We start from the raw sequence: 24,554 nt of genomic DNA, 5'->3' as shown, positions 1-24,554 counted from the left end.
ATTCTGATCCGCAGCCGCAACTTTATGTAATTTTATCAGGCGATAAAACGCCTGAGCGCCTTGTCGACAAGTCCCTGCTCGACGATCGGCCGCGACACGATCGCCACCCGCCCGTCGCTTTCGCGGCGCGCGACCAGCAACATGATCTCGCTGTCGACCTCGCCGAGGTCGACGACCGCCCGGGCGGGGGCGCTGCCCAGCATCATCCGCGCCGACTGGGCGCGATCGACCTTGAGCGCGGGGCGGCGCTCGCCGCGCTCGGCGGCCACGACGGCCTTGATCCCGCCCGTGAGCGCGGTGAGCCAGGGCTCGATCATGCCCGCGCTCAGGCACAGGCGGCGCGCATGGGTTAGCACCGCGGCAAATTCGGTCAGGCGCTTGCGGTCATAGTCGCGGCCGAACACCAGCTTGGCGACCGCCGTCATCGGCGCGCGCGCCTGTGGGACGATCCCGGCTTCGGCAAGCGATGCGGCGAAGCCATCCTTGTCCGCATCGGCGGCGAGCGCGACGTCATATGCGAAGGAGAGCGCGCGGTAGAGCGCATGGCGGGTGCGGCCCTCGCAATCGCGGGCCTCCTGCGCCAGCTCGCGCGCATCCTCGATCAGCTCGGCGAGCGACGGTCCTTCCTCAGTCATATAGGCGGGCGTCTCGATCACCGGCTCGGCTTCGGCCACCGGCTGCGCGGGGCCTGCGAAGGCGATTGTGACCGCCTCGATGATGTCGGCCGACAGGCTGTGCTCGCCCGGCTCCTTCCAGTTCACCACGCCGTGGATCAGGTCGATCACCTGTCCGTCGGACGAATAGGGCATCAGGATGCCGCGATAGAGCATCGGCTGCCCGCGCAGGCTGACGAACTCGGCTTCAAAGCCGACCGGCGCGCGATTGTCGAGAATCTCGCTATAATGTTCGGTGAGGCGCGCCATGATCGCGCGCTGCGGCACGTCGGCGACGGTCTGGACATCGGCGCCGAGCTCGCCTTCCTCCCGCAGCGCGCTGCCGAGATAGGCGATGGTGGGGTTGGCGCGATCGGCGGTGAAATCGAGCAGGACGGAATAGGGGCCGAATTCGCCGAGCTGCTCCGAATCGAGATCGTCGATCGCCGGATAATCGCGGCCATCGAGCAGCGAGAGCCACATCTCATAGGCGCGGACATGCATGCGCCGCTCGTCCGTGCCGATCATCGGCGGCAGATCCATGCAGGGTTCGTCGCTGATCGGGAAATCCCAATCGGCCAGATCCTCCGCAGCGAACGAGCGATAATCTTCCATCTTCGATCCCCAGGACACGCGGCGCTATAAGGAATCGCCGCGACAGTCAGGACACCATGCGCGCCGGCGGGTTGAGGATTGGTAAAGGCCACCACAATCATCGCGATGCGGCGGATGAGGTGCTCAGGCGCTTGAACAAGGCCGAGACCACTGTTAAGGGCCCGCTTCGGTTAGCCGCTTTAGCTCAGTTGGTAGAGCATCGCATTCGTAATGCGGGGGTCACAGGTTCGAGTCCTGTAAGCGGCACCATTTCCATGATCGCTGACAACCGCCAAAGGTTGAAAAACCCCTGAAAATCTGCGATAAAATCCATCGGCCTAACCGCTGATGTTCGCCAATGCGTGCCCATAATCGGGCGATATTGGGGGCCTGTGTGGGGGCTTGTTCGAATTGGCAAGATTGAAAGGCCCCCAAAATGCCTCTCACTGAAACCGCGATCCGGGCGCTCAAGCCCCGCGATAAGCCCTACAAAGTGGCGGATGAAAAGGGCCTTTACCTGCAAGTGACCCCTTCCGGGGGCCGTCTATGGAAGCTGAAATTTCGCACGCGGGCCGGCACCGAGAAGAAATTGTCGCTGGGAAGTTATCCAGATGTCAGCCTGAAGGATGCCCGCGAGAGCCGCGATCAATCCCGGCGGCTATTGGCGGGCGGGACCGACCCAGCCGAGAAGAAGCGCCGCGACAAACATACGGCGAAGATCAGCGCGGCCAATAGCTTCAGTGCCGTTGCCAAGGCCTATATTAAAAAGAACCGGCGCGACGGTCTGGCGGAAGCGACGATCAACAAACGCGAATGGTTTGTGAAGCTGGTTGAAAAATCGCTCGGCCATCGCCCGGTCACCGAAATCGCGCCGTTTGAAATTCTGGAGGCAGTTCGCCCATTTGAAGCCGCGAAGAACGATGAGAAAGCGCATCGCACCGTCCAATTTATCGGGCAGGTGTTTCGCTACGCGGTCGCGAACCAGATTGCCCCGTCCGATCCGACGCGCGATCTGCGCGGGGCGCTCGCCAGCCCCAAGTCCAAACACCTTGCCGCCATCCTTGAACCGAAAAAGGCGGGGGAGCTATTGCGCGCGATCGATGGCTATGAAGGCCAGCCCTTAACGCGGATCGCGTTGGAATTGTCGGCGCTGGTCTTCGTTCGCCCCGGCGAACTGCGTCGGGCCGAATGGTCGGAAATCGACTTTGAGGCCGCGATCTGGCGCATTCCGGGCGAGAAGATGAAGGCGCGGCTGGAGCATGTGGTGCCCTTGTCGCGCCAAGCAATTGCGCTGCTCCGCGACGCCGAAGGCCTTACCGGCGACGGGCGCTATGTCTTCCCTTCGATCCGAACACCGCTTCGCCCAATGTCGGAAAACACCGTCAACGGCGCGCTGCGGCGGCTGGGCTTCACCGGTGACGAAATGACCGCGCACGGCTTCCGGGCGATGGCCAGCACTCTGCTGAACGAGTCCGGCAAATGGTCGCCGGACGCGATCGAGCGGGCGCTGGCGCACAAGGACAAGGACGGCATCCGCGCCGCCTATCATCGCGGCATGCATTGGGCGGAACGCGTTCAAATGGCGCAATGGTGGGCGGATCACCTCAACGTCTTGCGCAAGGGGGCCGACATCATACCAATCAGCGGGCTCTCTGCCGGCTAGGCTAATACCGAAGCGAGCCATTCGTTGGCACGTCTTGCTCCCAAAATTGGTCGATTCGATGTATCGGGAAATCGTCGCCTCTTCTAACATTGCGGCCACTGCTGAATCATCGCAACGATCCATAAACTCCATCCCGCTACATGGGCTGGATGAAGCTAGTCACTTCCAAAGAGGCAATCGATTTTCTGAGCCAGAGCGCCCCACGCCCTTGGGTCAAGCGCATGCTACATTGGATGGTCGTTAATCAGGAAATTTATTGTTATTTCACCAAGGGCAAGATCGTACCGCAAGCTTCGCTGATGTCGATTATAAGCGCTGAGGAGGGTTTCGATCCTGGGGGCTCTGTGTCGGATCGTGATGAGTTGATCCAAAGGCGGTTCAATAGCGAGTTCTCCAGCCGGATGATCGGGAAGAGGCTGGATGACATAATCGAAGACAACCCCACTAGCTGGGACGAGTCGGATGAACCGCACCTTGTTAGTGGGGGCGTCTTTTTCTTTGCTGAGGATGTGGATTGGGAAGCCGGCACCCTGAGGGGTGAAATAGATGACCAATGGCCAAGCCGGATATCCGCCAAGCCTATGAACAGAATCTGTCCGATTATAAGGACACGATCCCGCACCTGTTCCACCACAACGCCTTGATCATCCTGACCAACGGGCATGCGGCGAAGATCGGGTCGCTTTCAAGCAGATATGAGCATTTCAACGACTGGAAGCGGCTGGAGGAGGATGCGCCGGGCGTCGTCGATCTGGAAACGATGCTGAAGGGCGTATGCGCCAAGGCCAATTTCATCGACATCCTCGAAAACTTCATCCTGTTCGATGATGGCGGCGAACGCCTGGTCAAGATCGTGGCGCGCAATCACCAGTTTCTGGGCGTCAACCGCGCCATCGCGGCGGTAAAGGATCGCAAGGCGCGTGATGGCAAGCTGGGCGTGTTCTGGCACACGCAGGGATCGGGCAAGAGCTATTCCATCGCCTTCCTGACGCAGAAGGTGCACCGCAAGATCGGGGCGAACTTCACCTTTCTGGTGGTCACGGACCGCATCGACCTGGACGGGCAGATTTACGGCACGTTCGCCGGGTGCGGGCTGGTCAATAATGATAAGGCTCAGGTGCGGGCCGGGACGGGTGCGGAGCTGAAATCGCTGCTGGCGGTGCAGAAGCCCTATGTTTTTACGCTGATCCATCGGTTCAATCAGGATGTGAACCCGGACGATCCCTATTCGGATCGCGACGACATAATCGTGATCACCGACGAAGCGCACCGGACGCAGAACGGCCTGCTGTCGCTCAACATGCGCAACGCTCTGCCCAATGCCAGCTTTCTCGGCTTCACCGGCACGCCGCTGATGTCGGGCGACGAAACGACGAAGCAGACGTTCGGCGATTACATCTCCACCTATGATTTCCAGCGCGCGGTGGAGGATCATGCGACCGTGCCGCTTTATTATGATGCGCGCGGTGACAAGCTGGGCGTCGCGACCAACGACCTGAACGAGAAGATCGCGGCCAAGCTGGAAGAGTTTGAACTGGACGATCCGAGCGTGACCGAACGGCTCGAAAAAGAGCTGAAGCGCGAATATCACATCATCACGGCAGAGACGCGGCTGGAGACGGTCGCGGCGGATTTCGTGGCGCACTACACCACCGCCTGGGAAAGCGGCAAAGCGATGCTAGTGTGCATCGACAAGGTGACGTGCGTTCGCATGCACGCGCTGATCGCCAAGCATTGGGATTTGCGGATCGCGGCGCTCGAAAAGGACTTGGCGCAGGCAAGCGACGAACAGGGTTTGGCGGACCGGCAGCGCCAGCTTGCATGGGTGAAGGCGACGCGAGCGGCGGTTGTGGTGTCTGAGGAACAGGGCGAAGTCGATCGGTTCCGCAAATGGGATTTGGACATCACGCCGCACCGGGCGCTGATCAAGAACGGGTTTGAAACCGACGACGGCAAGCGCATCGATCTGGAATCGGCCTTCAAGAAAGAAGATCATCCGTTTCGCATCGCCATTGTCTGCGCGATGTGGCTGACCGGGTTCGACGTGCCGAGCCTGTCCACGCTGTATCTGGACAAGCCATTAAAGGCGCACACGCTGATGCAGGCGATTGCCCGGGCCAACCGGGTTCATGCGGGCAAGAATAATGGCCTGATCGTCGACTATTGCGGGATATTGAAGAACCTACGCAAGGCGCTCGCGACCTATGCAGGGACGCCGGGTGGCGGGCAGGGCAATCCGGGCGATCCTCCGCTTGAAATCGATCCGGTGCGTCCGCCTGAAGAATTGCTGGCCGATCTGGAAGAGGCGATCGATGCGGCGGAAGGGTTCCTGTCCGCGCGCAACTTCCGCTTGCTCGACATCCTCGACAAAGCCGGATTCGAGCGGAATCGCGCGATCATCGACGCCAAGGAAGCGGTCAACGAAAATGACGAAAGCCGCAAACGCTTCCAGATCATGGCGCGGGAAGTGTTCAAGAAGTTCAAGGCGTGCGTGAACTTCCGGGCGGTGAACGCTTATCGCCAGCGCTTCGCGGCGATCAGGGTCATCTACAATAGCCTGGAGGAGGACGTAGCGACGGCGGATATTTCGGACATCATGCGCGAACTGCATGCGGTGGTGAACGCCAGCATCGAAACGCAGATCGATCCAGATGACAATGACGATCGGCTCTATGACATCAGCCGCATCGACTTCGAGAAGCTGAAGAAGGAATTTGAGCGCAGCCCGCGTAAGAACACGACCGTCCAGAGCCTCAAAGACGCGATCCAGAAGAAACTGGAAATGATGCTGCGACAAAACCCGCTGCGCACCGATTTCCAGAAGCATTATGAGGAACTGGTCGCCGACTATAACAGCGAGAAGGATGCCGTGAATATCGAGCGGACCTTTGCCGCGCTGTTGGTGCTTGCCGAAGAGCTGGACGTTGAACAGCGACGCGCCATGCGCGAGGGCCTAGATGAAGAGACCCTTACGCTGTTCGACCTGCTTATGAAGCCAGACCTCGAAAAGAGCGACATTGCTAAGCTAAAGAAGGTGGCGGTCGGCCTCTATGGAGTCCTGCAGCAGCAGCTCGACGCCATGCAGGATTTTGCCCGAAAACAGGCCACCCGAGACAGCGTGCGTATCGCGATCACGAATTTCCTTTATGACGATCGCACGGGGCTTCCCCAGAGCTATGAGCCCGAGGAAGTAGATATGAAGGCGCAGGCCATTTTCGCACATATTCTGACCCGGCGGGGTCCAGATATTCACGCCGTTTGAGAAAGAAATATGCCGTAAGCCGGATGAGTGGGGGCCTTTATGGGGGCCGTAAAAGCGGGGCGCGGGAAAATAGAGAGCAAAAACCTATAGTTACCTAGAAAATTTGAGTCCTGTAAGCGCACCATTTCCTTGATCGCGAACGTTCGCTCTTGGTTGAAAAAACCAAGGAAATCCGGTGATCGCCGCTCGGCACCATAGCGGCAAATGGCCGAACTAGAAGCTTCGATGATCCCATTCGCGGGACCGTCACATATCTCTGTCAGGATGACGCGCTTGTACGTTGACGCATTTCGGATGCGTGAATCGGAGCGGCGAGGGCAGATGGCGACGATAGCGATCTACAGCATGAAGGGCGGCGTCGGTAAGACGACGCTGGCGGTCAACCTCGCCTGGGCGGCGGCGGTGCGCTCGAAGCGGCGCATCCTGTTGTGGGATCTTGATGGCCAGGCGGCGGCGAGCTTCATCCTGGCGCATGATCGCCCGGCGCACGATGAGGCGCGCGCGGTGATCGAAAAGGACGTCGCGCCGGAAAAGCTCATCGTGGAAACCGGCGTCCCGTTGCTCGATCTCCTGCCCGCCGATGCTTCGCTCCGGACGCTCGACACGCTGTTCGACGGGATCGACCGCAAGAAGCGCATCCGCAAGCTCACCGAACATCTCGGCCAGCGTTACGATCATGTCATCCTCGATTGCCCGCCCGGATTGGGCCCCACCAGCGAGCAGGTGATCCGGGGCGCTGCGATCATCCTCTCTCCGATGATCCCGTCGGCGTTGTCACGCCGCGCATTCGATGAGGTGCGTCAGCATCTGCTGCGCCACCACAAGGGCGGCCCGCCGCTGATACCCCTGTTCAACATGGTCGACCGCCGCCGCGCCGCGCACCGGGCGGCGGTGGAAGAAAACCCCGACTTCCCTGCGATTCCGATGGCCAGCGCGGTCGAGCAGATGGCGACTCGGCGTGGCGCGATCGGCGCTTATCTGCCCAAGTCTCCGGCGGCAGTGGCGACCGACGCGCTGTGGATCGCGATCGAGAAGCGGCTGGCCGAGCGCTGAGCCGTTATCCGATCGCGGCGGCGGGCTCTTCGAACGACGCCAGCTGATCGGCCAGCGCCTTGCGGAAGGCCGGGCGCGCCAGACAGCGGTCGCGGTAGGCGCGCAGAACCGGGCGCTGCTCGACGATATCGGTGTGATCGAGGATCCGCAGCACGTCGGACATCAGCAGATCACCCGCGCTGAACGCATCTTCCAGATAATCCTTTTCGGCCAGCCAATGTTCGAGCCGGTCGAGCTTGCCCTGCACCTGCTCGACCGCGGCGGGGCGTCGTTCCTGGGCCCAGCGTTCGCCCTGCGCGAACAGATCGATGTCAGCCAGATTGCCGATGGCCGGCTCGACCGAATTAAGCGCGGCGAACATCCACGCCTCGGTGCGCGCGCGGCCCTGCGGATCGCGGGGCATCAGCGCCTCGGATCGGCGGGCGATGTTCAGCACGATCGCGCCGGATTCGAACAGCTTCGCGCCATTCTCCTCGATCGCGGGGACCTGCCCGAATGGCTGAAGCGCGAGATAGTCGGGCGATCCGTTCTCGCCCTGGCTGAGCAGCTTCTGCCGATAGGGGATGCCCGCCTCCTCCAGCGCCCAGCGAACCCGCAGGTCCCGAACATGGCCTTTCGCGAAGTCAGGCACCCAGCAGAAAGCATAGAGTGTGATCATGCGATATCCTCTCTCGATCGGCGGGGTCCGGTCAGCCTTGCGCGAAATGACGCACCAGCTTGTCGAGCGAGCCCCTCCAGCCGTCCTGATGGCTGGCGCGCGATGCTTCGCTCTGCAGGCGGGCATGGGTGAAGGTCAGTTCCGTGCCGCTGTCGATGGGACGCAGGCCGATCTCGATGCGCGACTCCTCGTCGCCCTCGTCGGTCTCGCCATTCTCGGTCCAGCGCCAGCTCATCACGATCCTCTCGGGCCGAATGACCTCCAGATAGCGGCCCTCGCTCTCATGCTCGGTGCCGTCGAGCATGCGGAAACGCACCCGAAAGCTCCCGCCGACCCGCACGTCGGTTTCGGCGAGCAGGACGGGTCCTTCATCGGGACCCCACCAGCTTGCGATCCCTTCGGGCGTCGTCATCGCGTCGAAGACGAGTGCGGGGCGCGCGGCGATCTGCCGCACGAGCGTCATGCTGGTCATCGGGGCTTTTCCTCATTCTCGGATTTGCGAAGCGCGATTTCCTTCGTCTCGGCATAAGCGGCGAGGCGGTCGAGCCGTTCCGACCAGAAGCGCTCATATTGGCGGAGCCAGGTCATCGCTTCCTCCATCGGCCCGGGATGCAGCCGCACCGTCACCGTGCGCCCCTCTTTGGACTTCGCGATAAGCCCGGCGTCGTCGAGGACGTCGAGATGCTTCATCACCGCGGGCAGCTTGATCGCGAAGGGGCGGGCGAGATCGCTGACCGACAGCGACTCTTCCTGCTCGAGACGGGCGAGGATCGCACGGCGGGTGGGGTCCACCAGCGCGGCGAATGTGCGGTCGAGCGATGATTGCGGTAACTTCACCATATAGTAAAGTATTGGTGATCGCGCCGACGATGTCAAGCGGCCGCTATTTCCGGTGGCGCTGGCGATCCGCTCCGATCGTCGGCGCGAAGATCCTGAAGGCGATCACTGCGACGAGCAGTGCTACGACCGCCGCGACGATGATCGTCGATCCCCACATCATCGCGAAGCCGACTCCGGCAAGGGTCAGAACCCCCATCAATATATTGTCCGACATCGACGCTTCTGGCCGGCATTGTTCGCAAGTGCAGTTGCGTTCATGGCGCATGGTTCGGTTCCTTGTGTCTGCCCGAACGATAGCGCCGCGTGCCGAGGCGGGCGCGTGACTCCGGTCACGCCACCCGGTCATACTCATCTCGTGAAGGAGGATAGGGAGCGTGAGATCGGTCACGCGTTCGCCTCGCCGACCGGGCCTATCCGATCCCGGGTTCGATGATTCGAACGGAAGGATTCGTCATGGCCGATCGCACCGTGAAGCTGGACAATGTCGCGATATTGCTTGCCGTCGATGCGGGCGTCTCGTGGTACGAGCTCCCCGACTATCCCGGCTACTCGAAAGGGCGCTGGCGCGATCGGGCGCGTTGCCTGATCCGACGCGGCGCTCCCGATGCGCGCGTCGTTGATGGCGGGGTGCAATGGGACGGGCGGATGAGCGACGACATCGTCCGCAATTTCTCCACGCTCGAATTCCACAGGCTGATGGAGGCGAGGAAATTCTCGCGGTGAAGGCATCTCGGCTTCCGGACAGCGCCGGTTCGACGCCTATCCGCGCCGAACGCCCTTCGGTGCGATTATCGGCCTCCCGAAACTGCGCTATGCAGGGCGGGGCACCGATGGCATCGTCGATGCAGGGGGCAATGCCGTTGGACGTCGATGAGCGAATAGCCGCGGTTCGGGCGATCTTCCGATGCGATGAGCAGACCGCGCGCCGGCTCAACGCCGCATTGGTCCATCAGCATGTCGCGGCGAAGCACGCGATCGCGCATCAGGGCGACCCCTGCAACCATTGCTGGCTGGTCATCGACGGCGCGGTGCGGGTGCATGCCCTCGGCATCGACGGGCAACGTCAACAACTCGCCCAGCATGGCCCGGGCGAGATGTTCGGCGCCTATCCCGATCCGATCATCCACCGCGCCGAAATCATCGCCCAGAAGGACACGCATCTGCTCCGTGCAGAGGCGCGGGCCTTGTCCACACTCGCCGTCGAACATGCCCAGATCGGATCGGCGCTCGCCATCCTGCTAGCCCGCCAGCTCGATCGCGCGCTCGATCGCATGGTTGCGCGGACCACCTATAGCGCGACCGGGCGGGTCTATGCCCAGCTGCTCCAGCTTGCCGGCGATGGCCTGCGCATCGCCCCGCCGCCGCTCGTCACCGCGCTTGCGCTGAGCGCCAACACGTCGCGCGAGACGGCATCGCGCGCGCTGGCGGCGCTGATCCGCCGCGGTATCGTGCGCCGTGACGACAGCGAACTCGTCATCGCCGCGCCGCGCATGCTTCAGGAACTGATCTGCTAGAGCCGCTTTCAGGGTTCCGGGCTTAGAGAGAGCATGCTGACCGGAATGTCGCCAATCGGGGTTACGATCTCGCCCGCCGCTTCGAACTTCAGATGGGGCGCATGCAGGTCCATCGCCAGCACGCCGGGGCTCGCCGCGTAGATGCTGGCGGCGGGCGCGGCGCGGGCGAGCAGCGCGGCGGTCCCGGCGATCTCCTCGAGCTGATCATCGCCCCTGTCGACGATGCGATAATCCAGGCCGATACGATTGTCGGGCATCGCCCGAAGCGCTGCGACAGCGAAGTCGGCGGCATCGGCAAGACTGTCGAACTGCACGATCGCGATCCCGGCCAGCGCGGCGACTGTGGCCCCGCTTGGCAGCGGCAATTCGGGGGGCAGCGGGCGGGCCGAGGCGAGGATCACGCGCCGGCTGCGCGGGGCGAGCGGCTGATCGCTGCGCGCCGCCGATCGCTCGACCATCACCTCGCGGAAGGGCAGGCCGCGGCGGCGCCAGGCGGTTTCGGACGGGAAGGGTGGGTCGGATGGCCGCCGTACCCGCAGCGCGACCGCCTTGCTGGCGAGCGTCCGCGCGCGGCGGATCGTCAGGCCCATCGCGACTTCTTCCCCAAGGGTGATGCCCGCGTCGGACAGCGCATCACCATCGGCCAGGGTTTCGACCATCTCGGCGAGATCGATCAGCCGGTCGAAGCGGGCGCTCCAATCCGCGCCGAAGCGGGCGACCGACTGCTCGCGAAAGCTTGCGATCGACGTCGGCAGCACGACGTGGAGCTGTGCGCCATGCGTGATGGCGATTTCTGCGACGACGATGTCGGCTCCCGCCGCGAGCGCGCCGAATACGAAGCCGGGGCGGATCGCGTCGAACGCGCCGTTGATCGCCGCGCGGGCCACCTGATCGTCATACGCCAGACCGATGAGACCGCTGAAATGCAGGCTGGCTGGCGGGCGGAGATGATCGAGCAGCGTAGCGGGCCGGTCGGCCTCCTCGAGGATGAGCCGCAACTGACCCAGCGTTGCGGCATGATCCTCCCAAGCCGATGGCGTGCTGGCGATGGCCGCTTCGAGCGTCGCTTTTCCGGCATCGAAGCGGCCCAGCAGCAGTTCTGCCTCGGCGCGGGTCGCGCCCAGCCAGTAGGAGGTTTCGGGGTCGTGGTTGCCGCTTTCGAGCAATGCCAGCGTCTTCTCGGCGAGCAGGCGCGCCTGATCGGTCTTGCCGTTCAAGAAAGCGATCGTCGCGGCGTTGATCAGCGGATAGGTCGCGCGCCGCGCTCCCGCCGATTGGAGATAGGCTGCCTCGGCTTGGTCGAAGAAGGCCGATCGCTGTTCGCCGTTCGCCTTCAGCGCGCGGTCCTTCAACAGCCTGCCGCGCAGGCTGAGCGCGTCGGGATGGTTCGACGCGAGCAGCCCGGCTGCCTCGAACATGCGCCAGGCGCGCAGCGTATCGCCCGTGCGGGCGATCTGCCTGATCCTGGTGAGGTTCGATAGCGTCACATCATCTCCAGCCACGATCACCGCCGCTCACTTGTGGGTGAGCTTCGGCGGCGGGTTCTTGATGTCCGGATCGATTGTCAGCGCGATCCACTTCGGTCCGTTGTCGGGGCAGATCCCCTGGAGGAAGTCGACATTGATGTTGAACCCGTGGGTCGTGTCATATTTGCCGCCGCGATTGTAGCGCGCGGTGAAGCGTGCGATCCGGTAGCGGTCGAGCTTCTCGTCATAACCGTCATATTCGAGCCCGCCATAAAAGGCGGCGAGCGCGTCCTTGGTGGTCACGGCGTCCATGTCCTTCGACAGGTAGAGCTGCTCGCCCTGGAGCACGATCTCGACCAGTGCGTCGCGGGCGATTGCGATATAATCCTGGTTGCGGGTCTTCTCCTGCTCATAGCGCAGCGCGACCTGGCCTTCCTCGACTCCGAAGAAGACGATGAAGCGGATCGTTTCCGCGGGCGTCACCCCGGCGGGCGGGAGGACCGCTATCGGCTGCTGTACATAGGACGGACGGCACACAGGCATCTCCTAACTGGCGTTGTTTCGGGTGAATTCCTGACGCCACACACGCCAGTCGCGATTCTGTGGATCCGACGCGATCAGATCGTCGACCATGCGGTGCGATTCCGCAATCATCGCTTCGGCGCGCCCACGCTGACCAAGCGCGCGGAGTAGCTCCGCCATCGAAAAGCGCGCCAGCATCCAGTCCTGCCGGTAGCTGGCGTTCTTGGGGTCCTTCGCCAGCAGCGCGTCAATGATCCCCGCCTGCTTTTCGCGATGCACCAGCGCCTCGCGGTCGCGCCCCCCCAGCCGCAGCGCATCGGCCATCCAGGCGTGACGGTTGGCGAGGTCGCTCTGAACGCCGGCGTCGCCAGGCTGCGATCGGGCGATCCTCTCCATCGTCGCGAGCGCCGAACGGCAGGCGTCGAGATCGTTCGCCGGCCCTTTGCGGGCAATTGCGATCGTGCAGATATTGCCCTCGGCATAGCCCAGCTCGCGCCAGTATTTCAGGTTCGCGGGGTCGATCCCGGTCAGCTGCCGGGCGAGGCCGCGATAGGCGACGAAGCGTGGCAGCGCCTGTTCGAGCCGGTCCCGGGTGAAGTCTACATAGCCGATCCAGAACTCGCTCTGGGCATGGGCGAAGATGCGGAGCGGATCATCGGGAGCCGCCGCCAGCAATGCGGCGGTGGTACGGTGCGCCTCGGCGAATGTGGCCAGGGCCGCCGCCGCGTTGCCGCGTTTCTGATCGTCCTCACCCATCGCATGGAGCACCCGCGCGCGCCGCTCGAGCGATTCCGCCGGCAATGCGCTGAGGTCGGACTGCTCGCCATAATAGGCCAGAGCGCGGTCGTTGACCGATCCGAGAACGTCGAGCCTGCCCACCCCCTGCAGCCTTGTTCTGAGATCGGTGAGCATAAACTCGATCAGGCCTTCCGCTTGCCGCCGCTGCTGCTCCGCCTCGCGCCGCGCCATGATCGCGAGGACGAGCAGGAAGCTCATCAGTAGGGCGAAGACCAGTGCGGCGAGCGTGACGGCGATCACACGTCTGATCTGGCGCTGTGCTTCACGCTGGATCAGCTCGTCGAGCGCGAGGCCGGTCAGTCCGGCGGCGATCTTGAGGCGGGCGAGGCGAGGCCCGTCATGGTTCCTGCGAAAGTCAGCGGCGACCGGCTCGCGCGCGATTCCCAGCGCATCGGCTTCCAGCAGTGCCTCGGGGAAGCTGTCGCGGGGCTCTCCCGTCAGCAGCGCCGCTATGATCGGCCTGTCGGGATGCAGGCTGCGGAACAGCCTTATCTCGGCATTGACCCACATCGACGCTTTAGCGGCGGGCGAACACAGCACGAGCAGGGCGTCGGAGGCGACAAGCGCATTGGTTACGGCCGCGTCGAGGCTGGATGAGGCGGGTAATTCCAGCCGGTCGCGGAAGATCGGGCTCAGCCGGCGCGCTACCGTACCGATGCGGGTCGCCCGGCCGATCAAGCGGCGCGGCATGCGATAGGATTCGAGCCAGCGATGGAGCCGTCGGGCCGATTTCTCGTCCTTATGCGCGTAACTGATGAAGGCGCGGTAGCCATCGGCGGCGGTTTCGCCATCGGCTGTCCCAGTCAGCTCGCCTACAGGCATAGTCATCCGCCGACCCCCATCGGTCCCCCTCGGCGCTTGCCCGTGCCGAGATGGCTCTCGCCGTTCAGATCAAAGGCCATAAATGGTCGCAAGGGAAGGGGGCAGGGGCGTGCGGGCGGCCGGAACGGGGCGAGGCGCCGCAACTTCGCGATATTTGGTGCGAACCCGCAATGATCGTCCGCCGACCCAGGACGAAATGATCCCTGAAGCGTGACCGCCGTCACGCTCCGGCGAAACGAATCCGGCCATAGTCCATGCGGATATTGGTCTGGCATGTTGTGGGGGGCCACTCGCGCCGCATTTCATGAGGAACGTGCGATGACGGGCTTCAGCGGTGGAGTGGGCTGGGCTGTGGGCACCCCGTCGAGAGTGGAGCGTCGCTGGTCATGATCCTGTCCGATATGGGGATGGCGCGCACGGCGATGTTGGGGCGGCTTGCCACCGCGCGGCGTGCGTTCGAACGTCAGCGACCCTCGGAACTGCGGCTCGACGCCGGCAAGATGTTCAGTCAGGCCTACCGGCTCAAGCTGTCCACTGTGCTGCCAGCCGCCGAGATCGCGATCATGCTGGCCGCGGAGGACATGCGCGAACTGGGGCTCGCGCGCGCGCGTCTCGGCGATCTCGGGGACGCCGCCGTTCAGCTGCGCCGGGCGGCGGCGCTGTGCGACGATAGCGGGCTCTCGGATCATGGCCGCATCGCCGGGCTCGCCTTCCAGCGCGCTGCCGAAGCCTTTCTCGCCTATCGCCTCGGCCGCCATGACGAGGCGGTGCGCAGCCTCGAAGATGCGATCATAGTCTGCGACCATCTCGCCGACGTGTTTGGCGACGCTATCGAGTTCCGCCGCATCCATTTCGCGCGCAACATATTGCGGGTCCAGTGCCATGGCGCGCCGTCGGAACGGATCGTCGCCGACACCGTCGATCTGCTCTATTATATCGGCGGAGATGCCTCGCGCTGGCCGTTGGCGGTGGGGCAGGGACTGGGCAAGCCGGAGCGCCTCTCGGCCGCACAACGCGGCTGCGCGGTCGACGAGACGATTATCAACCTTGCGCTGGCGAAGGTCGACATCGGCGCGGGCCGGGGTTTCGTCCCCCGTATCGTTCACCGGCAAGGGTTCGACGGGCATCTGCTCGCGTCATTCGAGTGGTGCGACGCGATGATGGCGCTGGGCGCGCGCGATCAGCGCAGCTTCGCGCGTCACGCGATCAACTTCTTCGAACACCGCAATTATGATCTCGTCCATGCCGGGCAGATATTGGATGACGCCATCGCTGCGCAGGCCGCCAGTTCGGGAAGCAGCTCATGACTTTTCGTAAGCCATATGACGACGAGTGTTCCGGCGCCCGCCCCGATGCGCTGACCATGGGAATCGCCAATTGTTTCGCCGCCCGTGCCCAGACCACCGAGCGCTTCAGCTATCTCTCACCTTTGCCGAACGACGAACCTTCGCCTAGCCGCGTCTAGACGGCTATGCGCGCGGCGAAGGCATGGGCAGTCGTCTCGAGCTTGCCGAGTTGATCGTCGACGGTGCGGAACCCCTCGTCGAGCCGATCGATGTCGGTGGCGACATTCTCGGTGTCGGCGCGAATTTCAGCGATCGTCGACGACATCGAGTCGGCGGCCATTGCGGTCTGATCCACCGCTGCGGTGATCATCGTCACGGTGCTTGCCTGGACGTCCATCGCCTCGCGGATGCGGCGGGCGAGCGTCTCGACCTCGCCCACCGTGTCGCGGATCGAGCCGTTGGCCTCCACCGCCTGGCGGGTCGCGGTCTGGATGGAGGTGATCTTCTGGGCGATATCGTCGGTCGCGCGCGCGGTCTGGTTGGCGAGGTTCTTCACCTCCTGCGCGACCACCGCGAAGCCGCGTCCGGCCTCGCCCGCACGAGCGGCCTCGATTGTCGCGTTGAGCGCTAGCAGGTTGGTCTGGCCGGCAATGTCGCGGATCAGGCCCAGAATCGATTCGATCGCCCGAGCATGATTGGTCAGTGCTTCGGATACTCCGAGGGCCTCGGCCGACTGACCGGCGGCGCGGGTGGCGACCTCGGCGGCGATGTCGACCTCGCGACGCGCATCCTCGATCGCGCGGATCAGGCCCGATGCGGTATGCGCCGCGTCGCGCATGGCGGTTGCCGACTGCTCGGCGGCGGCGGCGACTTCAGATGTCTTGCCGAGCATGCCCCGCGCAGACCGCGCCGCATAGCCGGTCTGATCGCGCAGCGCGTTCGAATTTTTGAGAGAAACGGCCAATATATCACTGATATCGGTACGAAACATTGTGCTGGCGGCATCCTGCATCGAAAGCGATTTCTGGCGGCGCACCGAGTTGAGATAGGAGAGGTCGAGCTCGAGTTCGATCGAGCCGAGAAGGTTCAGTGTGCGTTGGCAGAACAGCGCGAATGCGGGATCTTCGGGGAAGGCCTCCACAATACGGTCGACCAGCAACTCGGCTTCCTTCGCGCGGCGCAACACCACGCGCGTCACCGGGACCTTCAGCTGATAGATGATGACGCCGACTCGGGACAGCTGCCGGATCCAGTTCGCGTCGATCGGGGAGGTGTAGATCTGCCGCCGCCGGGCGACATAGGCATCGATGTCCATGATGACGCTCTGCTGCGCGCCATGGCGCGCAAACTCGGCGGCAAGTTCGTCGATGATCGGTGTCCAGTAGTCGCGGGCATTGTTCAGGATGATATCGGAAGCCCGTTCCCACATCGTGGCGAGGCGCTCGCGCAGCGTACCGTCGCCGCCATAAGCCGCAACCCGTTCGCTGATTTCGTCATCGGTCAGCAAGCCCTCGTGGGGCGCTACCGGTGCGGCTGACATATCCATGACCCTCTCCTCTGCGGGGGAGGCTTAGCCAGCTATGGTTAACAAGCCGTAATAGTCTGCCGGCGCAACCATAATGCGATCGGCGCATTGTCTCCGAAAGGGAGGAGCGGATGCGGCTCGATGATGAACGCGAAAGCAGCAATTATGAGGTTCGGTCGGGCGGGGGCGGGGGCTTTGGCCTGCCTATCGGCTTACCCCTCGGGCGGGGCGGACTTGGATGTGGATCGCTGATCCTGGTCGGGATCATCTCGCTGGTCTTCGGCATCAACCCGCTATCGCTGATCTCCACCGACGGCGGGGCGCCGGTCGTCCAGCAAAGCCAACCCGGCGGTCCCCCCGGCGAACTCAACGAGACGCAGCGCCGCTCGCTCAAGGTGCTGGGCTCGACCGAGCGGGTCTGGGGGCAGCTGTTTGCCGACCGGGGCGGCGAATATGCGCCGACCACGCTGGTATTCTACTCGGGCGGCACGCAAGCGGGCTGCGGCTATGCCAATGCCGCGGCGGGCCCATTCTACTGCCCTGCCGACAAGCGCGTTTTTCTCGACACCAGCTTCTTCGATGAACTCGCCAGCCGCTTCGGTGCACCGGGTGATTTCGCGCAGGCCTATGTCATCGCGCATGAGGTAGGCCATCATATCCAGGATCTCGACGGCACGCTCGACAGGGTTCATTCCGCGCAATCCCGACTGAGCGAGCGCGAGGCGAATGCCATGCAGGTAAAGGTCGAGCTTCAGGCCGACTGCTACGCCGGGGTCTGGGCGGCGAACGACAAGAACCTGCTCGAGCCCGGCGATGCCGAGGCGGGCATGCGCGCGGCGGCGGCGGTCGGCGATGATACGCTGCAAAAGCAGTCGCAGGGCACGGTCGTGCCGGAGGGTTTCACTCATGGCAGCGCGGCCGATCGCCAGAAATGGCTCCAGATCGGCCTCACCAGCGGCGATCCGGCCCGCTGCGACACCTTCGGGAGAGGGTGATGCGGCAGAGCTGGCCCGAACGCCTGTGGATCATCCGCCACGGCCAGAGCGCGGGCAACGTCGCGCGCGACGCGGCGCATGAGGCGATGCTCGACCGGATCGCGATCACGGGACGCGATGTCGATGTGCCGCTGAGCGCGTTGGGCGAACAACAGGCCGATGCGCTCGGTCACTGGTTCTCCCAAAATGGCGAGGACGAGCGGCCTGACATATTGATCTCCTCGCCCTATCGACGCGCGCTCCAGACGGCGCGGCGTTTCCGCGACGCCGGCGGCGCCGATGCCGAAGAGGTGGTCTGCATGGACGAGCGATTGCGCGAAAAGGAGTTCGGCGTCCTCGACGGACTGACCACACTGGGGATCGGCAACGCCTTTCCCGATCAGGCGAATTTCCGAAAGATCCTGGGCAAATTCTACCATCGTCCGCCGGGCGGCGAGAGCTGGTGCGACGTGATCCTGCGGCTTCGCTCGCTGCTGGATACCGTCTCGCTGCATTATTCCGAGCGGCGGGTGATGATCTTCGCGCATCAGGTCGTGGTGCTCTGCCTGCGCTACATCATCGAAAATCTCGACGAGGAGGGCATATTGGCGATCGATCGCGAGGCCGACGTCGCCAACTGCTCGGTCACCGAATATCGCTTCGATCCAAACGCCGGCAAGCGCGGCAACCTCGTCCTCTCGCGCTACAACGCCACCGCGCCGATGGAGGCCGAGAATGCGCCGATCACGCGGCAGCGCGACCAGATCGTGGCGGCGCGCGGGTGAGCGCCGGGCCGATCGACGCCGCCTGGCTGGCCGCACATCCGCTGCCCGATCATGCGCAGGGTACCGACAAGAATGCGCGGGGACGGGTGCTGCTGGTCGGCGGCAGCGTCTTCGTTCCCGGCGCGCTTGGCCTGACCGGTGAAGCGGTGCTGCGTGCGGGCGCGGGCAAGCTTCAGATCGCTACGGTCGATGCTGCCGCGATGCATCTCGGCGTCCTGGTGCCCGAGGCGGCGATGATCGGCCTGCCGACCGACGCCGAGGGCGAGATTGCCGAAAATGCCGCCTACAAGCTTACCGATGCCGCCCGCTATTGCGACGCGATGCTGATCGGCCCCGGCATGGTCAGCACGCAGAGCGCGAAGGCGCTGGTCGAAGGACTGTTTGGCGAACTGGGGGATGGCCATGTTGCGGTGCTCGACGCCGCCGCGATATCCTGCGCGCGATGCATGGCGCCGCAAATAGCCGCCCTCGGCGGGCGTGTGATCCTGACCCCGCATCATGGCGAAATGGCGAGCCTGACCGGCATGGACATCGACGATATCGCCGCCGATCCGATCGACTGCGCGCGATCGATTGCGGCGGTGTATAACGCCGTGGTGGTGCTGAAGGCGGGGGCCACGGTGGTGGCGACGCCTGACGGCGAGGCGCTGCGCTATGCCAGCGACTGCGTCGGCCTCGCCACCGGCGGTTCGGGCGATGTGCTGGCGGGGATCATCGCAGGTCTTGCCGCGCGCGGCGCCGATCCGCTGACCGCCGCCGCGTGGGGCGTATGGCTGCACGGCGAGGCGGGGCAGGCCGCCGCCGGCCGGATCGGCCCAATCGGCTTTCTCGCTCGCGACCTGATGATGGAGATTCCAGGGCTGATGAGCCGCGCGGGTGGATCGTCACCCGGTCTCCGGTGAAACGCAGCCGCACGCCGGAGAGATGACGATGCCGTGAGGTGACGTCCTACCCCTGATGACGATGGTGGCGCTGCAGGGCTGACGGACGGTGATGGAGGTAAGGATGGAAACGCAGGAATTGCATCGCGGACGTCTGATCGACCATATCCAGCTGGTGGTCGAAGATTTTCCGGCGAGCCGGAGCTTTTACGAGGCCGTATTCGAGGTGCTCGGCATTCCCATCGGTGGACAGGCCGAGGACTATATCTGGGCCGACGAACTCTTCATCTCGACCGCCGACAGCGAGGCCGCGCAGGGCAGGCTGACCGGGCGCCATCACTTGGCCTTCCAGGCGAAGGACCGCGCGATGGTCGAAGCCTTTCACAAGGCCGCGATCGGCGCGGGCGGCGTGGACAATGGTGCGCCGGGCGAGCGGCCCTATCATCCCGGCTATTACGGAGCTTTCGTGCTCGATCCGGACGGCAACAATATCGAAGCCGTCTATCACGGCCCCGCAACGAAGAGCGCGGAGTCGGTAATCGTGACCTTCTAGGCAGGGTCAGGCCACGAAGTTCCCCGCGAACGCTACCTCAGCGATCGGCTTCCGGTCGCTCGGAACCTCCTTGTCGCGCAGCGCCTCGGGCAGGACTGACACATCGGTCTGACGCCCCACCGCGGCGGCGGCCTCGATGCGGAAATCGTCGGGCACGCCCAATTCGACGCGGGCGGCGTCGAAATCCACTCCGCTCATGCCGTGCGCATGCAGCCCCATGATCTGCGCCTGGAGCGCGAGCGACATCCAGGCCGATCCGGTGTCGAAGCTGTGCGTATGCGAGGGCTTGCCGCGCGAGGTTGCCGCCGAGACGAAGAAGACCAGCAGCGATGCATTCTTCGCCCAGGCCTGATTGGCGGGCACGAGCAGAGTCAGGAAGCGATCCCAGTTGGCGTCGCCGGGCACTGCGTAGAGCAGCCGCCACGGCTGCGCATTGAAGGCCGACGGCGCCCAGCGCGCGGCTTCGAACAACGCGTTCAAATCGGTCTCGCTCAATTGGGAGCCATCGAACGCGCGGGGCGACCAGCGGTCGACGAAGAGGCGGTCCACTTGGCTATCGGTGCTGCGGTCGGTCATGGTGAGCCTCCGGAATTGGGCGTTGCAGTAGGTGATGGGTAGCGCTGCTCCGCCCACCGGACCATGCCGCGAATGGAAACGCTTCGTTCGAAGGCCCTTGGTCAGGCCCTCTTCGGCAGCACAACCGTCTCGAGCAGGTCCATCGGCATCGCGCCATTGCCCAGCACCAGAGCGTGGAATTGCCGCATGTCGTAGCGTTTGCCCATTCTGGCGCGATATCTGTCGCGCATCGCCAGCATGCGGAGCTGGCCGAGCTTGTAGCCGAGCGCCTGGCCGGGCCAGGCCATATAGCGTTCGATCTCGGCGACGATCTCGCTCATCGGCGATCCGCTGTTCGCCTGCATATACTGGATCGCCTGCTCGCGCGTCCATCTGAGCTGGTGCATACCGGTATCGACGACGAGGCGGACGCAGCGGAACAGATCGTCCGCCAGCCGCCCGACGTCGCCGGCCGGGTCATGCGCATAGACGCCAAGATCGGCGGCCAGCCGCTCGGCATAGAGACCCCAGCCCTCCTGATAGGCGTTGAAGCTGGCGATACGCAGCAGCAGCGGGGCCTGCGGCAGGGCGAGCAGTGTCGCACCCTGGGTGTGGTGGCCGGGAACGCCCTCATGATAGCTGAGCGTCGGCAGCGCGAAACGCTGGACGCCGCGCATGTCTCGCAGATTGATCCAGTAGATGCCTGGCCGTGAGCCATCGAGCGACGGCCCGTCATAATAGCCGCCGGGGGCCGAGTCCTGGGTCGCCTCCGGCACCGCGCGGATTTCGAGCCGCTGGTTGGGGATCATCGTCTTGGGCAGGAAGCTGTGCTGCCGCGCCTCCATCCCGGCGACCAGCGAGCGAAGATGGGCGAGGACCTGTTCCCGCCCTGCCGCCGTGTCGGGAAAGCGCTGCTTCGGATCGGCCGACAGCGCATCGAGCCGCTGCCGCAGCCCGCCCTTGCGGTAGCCGAGCTGGCCCAGACGCGCCTCCAGCCGCGACTTGACCAGCCTGACCTGATCGAGCCCGATGCGGTGGATATGTTCGGGCGGCAACGGACTGTCGCCGACCGAGCGGACATTGGCGGCGTAGAGTTCCTCGCCGTCGCGCTGCGCCCAGACGCCGGCTTCGGCGCGCCCTTCGGGCAGCATGTCGCGGACGCGGGCGCGCAGCTTCGCATAAGCGGGCCGCGCGCGCTTCTCCAGCGCGGTGATCGCGCGCGCTTCGGCGGCGGCGCGGGTGCGGCTGTCGAGCCCGGCCTTTGCCATGCGCTCACGCAGCGACTGGATCATCGGATGGTCGGCGGGCGCACCCTTTAGGAAGTTCTCGAGCACCGGCAACGTCTTTTCCAGAAGCGCACGCGGCGGCATGCACCCTAGCGCCTCGTCCGCCCGGCTCTTCTCGATCACGCCCTCGAAGCCTTTGGCAAAGCCGTCGAGCTTCTCGATCCAGGCATCGACCTCTATCGGGGTGGAGACCGGCTGTTGCGCCATCATCACATTGGGGGTGTTGATCGCGGGGCCCGAAATCTGGCTGATGACATAGGGTTCATGTCCCGAGAACCAGAAGGGGTTGGGCCGGCCATAACCGATCGAGGCCGACCGGGTGCCATTCTCGATCACCGCGGCGGCGATCTTCAGCCGCAACGCGCTCAGCGGATCGCCGCGGCATTCGATCTGTTCGATCGCGATCCCGGCTTCGCCCAGCGCGCTGCGCCAGGCTTCCTCGCCCCGCGGCGAATAATCGTCCATCCGCCGGGCGAGCGCGCCGCCCCCCGCCGATCGCGCCACCCCGCCATAGACCCCTGTTTCGGGCGTATGATCGAGCAGATGTTCGGTGATCGTGTCGATCGGCGTGACGATGGGGCAGGGCCCCGGGCGTTTCGGTCGGGCGGCGGCAGCGGGAAGGGCGGGGGCGATGGCGCTGCTGCCGAGCAGGACGGTGAACTGGCGGCGCGAAAAAACGGAGGCCATCTAATGTCCTATAGTTTCTGTCAGACGTGGTGACATTTTCGGACGGGGACGGCAACAGTCCGGCTATGTTCATCATCGATTCGATCGACCGCATCGCGCGGATCAGCCTCGACCGCCCCCAGGCGCGCAACGCCATCGCGATTCAGCATTGGACGATGTTGAGCGCCGCCATCGCGCAGGTCGCGGCATCGGATGCGCATGTGCTGATCGTTCGCTCGATGGCGCCCAACATCTTCTGCTCGGGCGCGGACATCGGCGACCTTGAGGCGCTGGGCACCGATCCGGCGATGCGCACCCGCTTCCGTACCGAGATGGCTGCGGCGTTCGATGCGCTCGCCCGCCTGCCGATCGCGACGATCGCGGCGATCGAGGGCGGCTGCTATGGGGCGGGGGTGGCGCTGGCGCTCGCCTGCGACATCCGCATCGCGGGCCCCAAGGCTAGCTTCGGCATCACCCCGGCCAAGGTTGGAATCGTCTATCCGGCGGGCGACGTCGCCCGGCTGAAAGCGCTTGTCGGCCCGGGGCAGGCGGCGCGGCTTCTCACCACCGGCATGACGATCGACGCCGATCAGGCGCTGGCGATCGGTCTCGTCGAGGAACGCTCGGCCGCAGCCGATCAGGGCGCTCTCGATCTGGCCGCCACGATCGCCGCCAACAGCCGGTCGAGCGTGGCGGGGCTCAAGCGTATATTGGCGGCCGATCCGGCGGCGGACGCGCTGTTCGAGGACGCCTTTGGCGGGCATGACTTTCTGGAGGGAGTCGCGGCGTTCCGCGAGCGGCGTCGGCCGGTGTTCGGCGGATGAGCGGCCTGCTGCTGATCGCCGACCATGCCTCGAACCATGTGCCGGCGGATATCGATCTCGATATCGATCCCGTGCTGCTGGACCAGCATATGGCGATCGACATCGGCGTTGCGCCTTTGGGGCGGCTGCTGTGCGACCGGCTCGACATGGACGGGATATTCGGACCCGTGTCGCGGCTGGTGATCGACCTGAATCGCGAGGAGGATGCGCCCGGACTGATCCCGCAGGAAAGCGACGGCTTCGCCATTTCCGGCAACAAGCTGCTCGACGCCGAAGGTCGGCGCGCACGGATCGCGCATCACTGGCGGCCCTATCATGATGGCATCGCCGCGCGCATCGCCGCCGATCGCCCGCGCCTGATCATCTCGTTGCACAGCTTCACGCCGCGCCTCTCGGCCCGGCCCGAAGAGGCCCGCCCTTGGCAGGTCGGCGTGCTGTATAATCAAGACGACCGCGCCGCCCGCCCGGGCATCGCCGCGTTGCGCGCCGCGGGGATCGTCACCGGCGATAATGAACCCTATTCGGGCAAGGTCCTCAACGCGACGATGAACCGCCATGCCGAGGGTAACGCCATCCCCTATCTGGGGCTGGAGGTGCGGCAGGATCTGATCGGCGACGAGGCCGGGGTCACGGCATGGGCAGACAGGCTCGCCCCGGTGATCCGCACGGTGGCGGAGGCGGTCTAGCTCGCGTCGCCCCGGCGGAGGCCGGGGCCGCCATAGGTTCCTGCAGCCAGCTTGACCCAGAATCCGCCGGAATGGCGGTTTCGGACTAGCCTCGCCCAGCCGCGACCAGATCGGCCGCATCGCGCGCGGCAATCGCCGCGCTCTCATCGAGCAGGGACAGCATCCGGTCGCTGACCTGCTGGTCGAGCAACATCTGGATGCCAAGCTCGATCTTCGCCGCGCGGACGAAGTCGCCGCTTCGGGCAAAGGATGTCCGCGTCGCTCTGAGGCTGCTCAGCAGCAGCCTGCGCCGCAGGGATCGACAGACGCTGTCAGCACTCATCGCAACCTCCTCACGCAACCCCGCACCAAAGTGCAGAACGCATCATGTCGGCAGTGGTTCAGCCGGGTGGAAGGGCGGGCCGCGTCCGCATGTAGAAATGCGTCGTCATCGCCACACCCAGCACCGGTGCGATCAGGTTGGCGAAGGGGACCAGGAACAGCGCCGTGACCATCGACCCGATCAGCATCCGCCCGCCGCGCGATCCCGCGAGCCAGGCGCGGCGGCTGGCCCGATCGCCATGGCGCGCCGCCACCATCTCGCCCAGATCGCGCCCGAACGCCGCGCCGTTGACCAGCACGAACAGGATCAGCGGTCCAATCCCCGTCACCAGCAACAGCACGTAAAAGGGCAGCGCCACCAGATTAT

General features: G+C 64.6%; 26 protein-coding genes and 1 tRNA gene. 14 read left to right on the top strand and 13 right to left on the bottom strand.

Going from position 1 to position 24,554, the window contains the following annotated elements:
• Nucleotides 1–35 precede the first annotated feature (35 nt).
• Entirely contained in the window at nt 36–1,268 is a 1,233-nt protein-coding gene (locus WP12_RS02885) for a hypothetical protein (protein ID WP_046192259.1), read from the bottom strand.
• Nucleotides 1,269–1,441: 173 nt separating this feature from the next.
• Here WP12_RS02885 and WP12_RS02880 point away from each other — a divergent pair.
• From WP12_RS02880 to WP12_RS02860, 4 genes are all read left to right on the top strand, one after another.
• Nucleotides 1,442–1,517, top strand: a tRNA-Thr gene (locus WP12_RS02880).
• Nucleotides 1,518–1,683: 166 nt separating this feature from the next.
• Nucleotides 1,684–2,910 (top strand): tyrosine-type recombinase/integrase, encoded by a 1,227-nt coding sequence (locus tag WP12_RS02875; protein ID WP_046192258.1) that lies wholly within the window; start codon nt 1,684–1,686, stop codon nt 2,908–2,910.
• 553 nt (nt 2,911–3,463) lie between these two features.
• Nucleotides 3,464–6,172, top strand: coding sequence for a type I restriction endonuclease subunit R (locus tag WP12_RS02865; protein WP_052730166.1), 2,709 nt, complete (start codon nt 3,464–3,466; stop codon nt 6,170–6,172).
• Nucleotides 6,173–6,493: 321 nt separating this feature from the next.
• Nucleotides 6,494–7,225 carry a ParA family protein gene (locus WP12_RS02860; RefSeq protein ID WP_046192256.1) on the top strand — a complete coding sequence of 244 codons (732 nt, stop codon included), beginning with the start codon at nt 6,494–6,496 and terminating at the stop codon, nt 7,223–7,225.
• A 4-nt stretch (nt 7,226–7,229) separates the two neighbouring features.
• Here WP12_RS02860 and WP12_RS02855 read toward each other — a convergent pair whose 3' ends face one another.
• From WP12_RS02855 to WP12_RS02840, 4 genes are read right to left on the bottom strand one after another with little or no spacing between them, the layout of a single operon-like run.
• The gene (locus tag WP12_RS02855) at nt 7,230–7,883 is read right to left on the bottom strand and encodes a glutathione S-transferase family protein (RefSeq protein ID WP_046192255.1); all 654 of its coding nucleotides are present in this window, start codon (nt 7,881–7,883) and stop codon (nt 7,230–7,232) included.
• Nucleotides 7,884–7,914: 31 nt separating this feature from the next.
• Nucleotides 7,915–8,355 (bottom strand): SRPBCC family protein, encoded by a 441-nt coding sequence (locus tag WP12_RS02850; protein WP_046192254.1) that lies wholly within the window; start codon nt 8,353–8,355, stop codon nt 7,915–7,917.
• The gene (locus WP12_RS02845; protein WP_046192253.1) at nt 8,352–8,723 is read right to left on the bottom strand and encodes an ArsR/SmtB family transcription factor; all 372 of its coding nucleotides are present in this window, start codon (nt 8,721–8,723) and stop codon (nt 8,352–8,354) included. Before WP12_RS02845 ends, WP12_RS02850 begins: the two co-directional genes overlap by 4 nt.
• A 43-nt stretch (nt 8,724–8,766) precedes the next feature.
• Complete coding sequence (locus WP12_RS02840) at nt 8,767–8,988, bottom strand: hypothetical protein (protein ID WP_046192252.1); 222 nt, start codon at nt 8,986–8,988, stop codon at nt 8,767–8,769.
• 188 nt (nt 8,989–9,176) lie between these two features.
• Here WP12_RS02840 and WP12_RS02835 point away from each other — a divergent pair, with 188 nt between their 5' ends.
• Together WP12_RS02835 and WP12_RS02830 are read left to right on the top strand one after the other, a co-directional pair.
• Nucleotides 9,177–9,446 carry a hypothetical protein gene (locus tag WP12_RS02835; RefSeq protein ID WP_046192251.1) on the top strand — a complete coding sequence of 90 codons (270 nt, stop codon included), beginning with the start codon at nt 9,177–9,179 and terminating at the stop codon, nt 9,444–9,446.
• A 107-nt stretch (nt 9,447–9,553) separates the two neighbouring features.
• Nucleotides 9,554–10,237: a Crp/Fnr family transcriptional regulator gene (locus WP12_RS02830; protein ID WP_235398914.1), complete on the top strand. Its 684-nt coding sequence runs from the start codon at nt 9,554–9,556 to the stop codon at nt 10,235–10,237.
• 8 nt (nt 10,238–10,245) lie between these two features.
• On the opposite strand, the gene WP12_RS02825 is transcribed toward WP12_RS02830, so the two are convergent.
• The 3 genes from WP12_RS02825 to WP12_RS02815 are packed head-to-tail and all read right to left on the bottom strand — an operon-like array spanning nt 10,246 to nt 13,851.
• A complete protein-coding gene (locus tag WP12_RS02825; RefSeq protein ID WP_046192250.1) occupies nt 10,246–11,724 on the bottom strand; it encodes a tetratricopeptide repeat-containing protein in 1,479 nt (492 codons plus the stop codon).
• A 27-nt stretch (nt 11,725–11,751) separates the two neighbouring features.
• Complete coding sequence (locus WP12_RS02820; protein WP_046192249.1) at nt 11,752–12,246, bottom strand: nucleotide synthetase; 495 nt, start codon at nt 12,244–12,246, stop codon at nt 11,752–11,754.
• Between the two features lie 3 nt (nt 12,247–12,249).
• Nucleotides 12,250–13,851 carry a toll/interleukin-1 receptor domain-containing protein gene (locus WP12_RS02815; protein ID WP_046192248.1) on the bottom strand — a complete coding sequence of 534 codons (1,602 nt, stop codon included), beginning with the start codon at nt 13,849–13,851 and terminating at the stop codon, nt 12,250–12,252.
• A 380-nt stretch (nt 13,852–14,231) separates the two neighbouring features.
• Here WP12_RS02815 and WP12_RS02810 point away from each other — a divergent pair, with 380 nt between their 5' ends.
• Entirely contained in the window at nt 14,232–15,152 is a 921-nt protein-coding gene (locus WP12_RS02810; protein ID WP_152663864.1) for a hypothetical protein, read from the top strand.
• Complete coding sequence (locus tag WP12_RS25175; protein ID WP_160299125.1) at nt 15,149–15,310, top strand: hypothetical protein; 162 nt, start codon at nt 15,149–15,151, stop codon at nt 15,308–15,310. The genes WP12_RS02810 and WP12_RS25175 overlap by 4 nt, the downstream gene beginning before the upstream one ends.
• Here WP12_RS25175 and WP12_RS02805 read toward each other — a convergent pair.
• Nucleotides 15,307–16,677, bottom strand: a complete 1,371-nt coding sequence (locus tag WP12_RS02805) for a methyl-accepting chemotaxis protein (protein WP_046192246.1) — start codon at nt 16,675–16,677, stop codon at nt 15,307–15,309. The two genes, WP12_RS25175 and WP12_RS02805, sit on opposite strands and share 4 nt — an antisense overlap.
• Before the next feature lie 110 nt (nt 16,678–16,787).
• Between WP12_RS02805 and ypfJ the strand changes: the two genes are divergently transcribed.
• The 4 genes from ypfJ to WP12_RS02785 all read left to right on the top strand — a co-directional run bounded on the left by ypfJ (nt 16,788) and on the right by WP12_RS02785 (nt 19,849).
• A complete protein-coding gene (ypfJ, locus tag WP12_RS02800; RefSeq protein WP_046192245.1) occupies nt 16,788–17,651 on the top strand; it encodes a KPN_02809 family neutral zinc metallopeptidase in 864 nt (287 codons plus the stop codon).
• Complete coding sequence (locus tag WP12_RS02795; protein ID WP_046192244.1) at nt 17,651–18,415, top strand: histidine phosphatase family protein; 765 nt, start codon at nt 17,651–17,653, stop codon at nt 18,413–18,415. Before ypfJ ends, WP12_RS02795 begins: the two co-directional genes overlap by 1 nt.
• Nucleotides 18,412–19,317: an NAD(P)H-hydrate dehydratase gene (locus tag WP12_RS02790; RefSeq protein WP_046192243.1), complete on the top strand. Its 906-nt coding sequence runs from the start codon at nt 18,412–18,414 to the stop codon at nt 19,315–19,317. Before WP12_RS02795 ends, WP12_RS02790 begins: the two co-directional genes overlap by 4 nt.
• Before the next feature lie 103 nt (nt 19,318–19,420).
• Nucleotides 19,421–19,849 (top strand): VOC family protein, encoded by a 429-nt coding sequence (locus WP12_RS02785; RefSeq protein WP_046192242.1) that lies wholly within the window; start codon nt 19,421–19,423, stop codon nt 19,847–19,849.
• A 6-nt stretch (nt 19,850–19,855) separates the two neighbouring features.
• On the opposite strand, the gene WP12_RS02780 is transcribed toward WP12_RS02785, so the two are convergent.
• Both WP12_RS02780 and WP12_RS02775 read right to left on the bottom strand, forming a co-directional pair.
• Entirely contained in the window at nt 19,856–20,425 is a 570-nt protein-coding gene (locus WP12_RS02780) for a nitroreductase family protein (RefSeq protein ID WP_046192241.1), read from the bottom strand.
• Nucleotides 20,426–20,526: 101 nt separating this feature from the next.
• Nucleotides 20,527–22,377, bottom strand: coding sequence for a DUF885 domain-containing protein (locus WP12_RS02775; RefSeq protein ID WP_046192240.1), 1,851 nt, complete (start codon nt 22,375–22,377; stop codon nt 20,527–20,529).
• A gap of 65 nt (nt 22,378–22,442) precedes the next feature.
• Between WP12_RS02775 and WP12_RS02770 the strand changes: the two genes are divergently transcribed.
• Both WP12_RS02770 and WP12_RS02765 read left to right on the top strand, forming a co-directional pair.
• Nucleotides 22,443–23,180 carry an enoyl-CoA hydratase/isomerase family protein gene (locus WP12_RS02770; protein WP_046192239.1) on the top strand — a complete coding sequence of 246 codons (738 nt, stop codon included), beginning with the start codon at nt 22,443–22,445 and terminating at the stop codon, nt 23,178–23,180.
• Nucleotides 23,177–23,866: an N-formylglutamate amidohydrolase gene (locus WP12_RS02765; RefSeq protein WP_046192238.1), complete on the top strand. Its 690-nt coding sequence runs from the start codon at nt 23,177–23,179 to the stop codon at nt 23,864–23,866. Before WP12_RS02770 ends, WP12_RS02765 begins: the two co-directional genes overlap by 4 nt.
• An 85-nt stretch (nt 23,867–23,951) precedes the next feature.
• Here WP12_RS02765 and WP12_RS02760 read toward each other — a convergent pair whose 3' ends face one another.
• Entirely contained in the window at nt 23,952–24,188 is a 237-nt protein-coding gene (locus tag WP12_RS02760; RefSeq protein ID WP_046192237.1) for a hypothetical protein, read from the bottom strand.
• A gap of 58 nt (nt 24,189–24,246) precedes the next feature.
• Nucleotides 24,247–24,554, bottom strand: a 308-nt coding sequence (locus tag WP12_RS02755) for an EI24 domain-containing protein (RefSeq protein WP_046192236.1), incomplete at its 5' end; no start/stop codon positions are given.

This window comes from Sphingomonas sp. SRS2 (assembly GCF_000971055.1).
Lineage (GTDB): Bacteria > Pseudomonadota > Alphaproteobacteria > Sphingomonadales > Sphingomonadaceae > Rhizorhabdus.
This window is presented reverse-complemented; position numbering and strand designations above follow the sequence as displayed.

Coding starts and splice junctions, on each gene's coding strand:
- WP12_RS02775 (WP_046192240.1), bottom strand. CDS start 22,377: ATGGCCTCCGTTTTTTCGCGCCGCCAGTTCACCGTCCTGCTCGGCAGC.
- WP12_RS02875 (WP_046192258.1), top strand. CDS start 1,684: ATGCCTCTCACTGAAACCGCGATCCGGGCGCTCAAGCCCCGCGATAAG.
- WP12_RS02855 (WP_046192255.1), bottom strand. CDS start 7,883: ATGATCACACTCTATGCTTTCTGCTGGGTGCCTGACTTCGCGAAAGGC.
- WP12_RS02840 (WP_046192252.1), bottom strand. CDS start 8,988: ATGCGCCATGAACGCAACTGCACTTGCGAACAATGCCGGCCAGAAGCG.
- WP12_RS02820 (WP_046192249.1), bottom strand. CDS start 12,246: ATGCCTGTGTGCCGTCCGTCCTATGTACAGCAGCCGATAGCGGTCCTC.
- WP12_RS02845 (WP_046192253.1), bottom strand. CDS start 8,723: ATGGTGAAGTTACCGCAATCATCGCTCGACCGCACATTCGCCGCGCTG.
- WP12_RS02815 (WP_046192248.1), bottom strand. CDS start 13,851: ATGACTATGCCTGTAGGCGAGCTGACTGGGACAGCCGATGGCGAAACC.
- WP12_RS25175 (WP_160299125.1), top strand. CDS start 15,149: ATGACTTTTCGTAAGCCATATGACGACGAGTGTTCCGGCGCCCGCCCC.
- WP12_RS02810 (WP_152663864.1), top strand. CDS start 14,232: ATGATCCTGTCCGATATGGGGATGGCGCGCACGGCGATGTTGGGGCGG.
- WP12_RS02760 (WP_046192237.1), bottom strand. CDS start 24,188: ATGAGTGCTGACAGCGTCTGTCGATCCCTGCGGCGCAGGCTGCTGCTG.
- WP12_RS02830 (WP_235398914.1), top strand. CDS start 9,554: ATGGCATCGTCGATGCAGGGGGCAATGCCGTTGGACGTCGATGAGCGA.
- ypfJ (WP_046192245.1), top strand. CDS start 16,788: ATGCGGCTCGATGATGAACGCGAAAGCAGCAATTATGAGGTTCGGTCG.
- WP12_RS02765 (WP_046192238.1), top strand. CDS start 23,177: ATGAGCGGCCTGCTGCTGATCGCCGACCATGCCTCGAACCATGTGCCG.
- WP12_RS02770 (WP_046192239.1), top strand. CDS start 22,443: ATGTTCATCATCGATTCGATCGACCGCATCGCGCGGATCAGCCTCGAC.
- WP12_RS02835 (WP_046192251.1), top strand. CDS start 9,177: ATGGCCGATCGCACCGTGAAGCTGGACAATGTCGCGATATTGCTTGCC.
- WP12_RS02785 (WP_046192242.1), top strand. CDS start 19,421: ATGGAAACGCAGGAATTGCATCGCGGACGTCTGATCGACCATATCCAG.
- WP12_RS02860 (WP_046192256.1), top strand. CDS start 6,494: ATGGCGACGATAGCGATCTACAGCATGAAGGGCGGCGTCGGTAAGACG.
- WP12_RS02865 (WP_052730166.1), top strand. CDS start 3,464: ATGGCCAAGCCGGATATCCGCCAAGCCTATGAACAGAATCTGTCCGAT.
- WP12_RS02805 (WP_046192246.1), bottom strand. CDS start 16,677: ATGGATATGTCAGCCGCACCGGTAGCGCCCCACGAGGGCTTGCTGACC.
- WP12_RS02780 (WP_046192241.1), bottom strand. CDS start 20,425: ATGACCGACCGCAGCACCGATAGCCAAGTGGACCGCCTCTTCGTCGAC.
- WP12_RS02885 (WP_046192259.1), bottom strand. CDS start 1,268: ATGGAAGATTATCGCTCGTTCGCTGCGGAGGATCTGGCCGATTGGGAT.
- WP12_RS02850 (WP_046192254.1), bottom strand. CDS start 8,355: ATGACCAGCATGACGCTCGTGCGGCAGATCGCCGCGCGCCCCGCACTC.
- WP12_RS02795 (WP_046192244.1), top strand. CDS start 17,651: ATGCGGCAGAGCTGGCCCGAACGCCTGTGGATCATCCGCCACGGCCAG.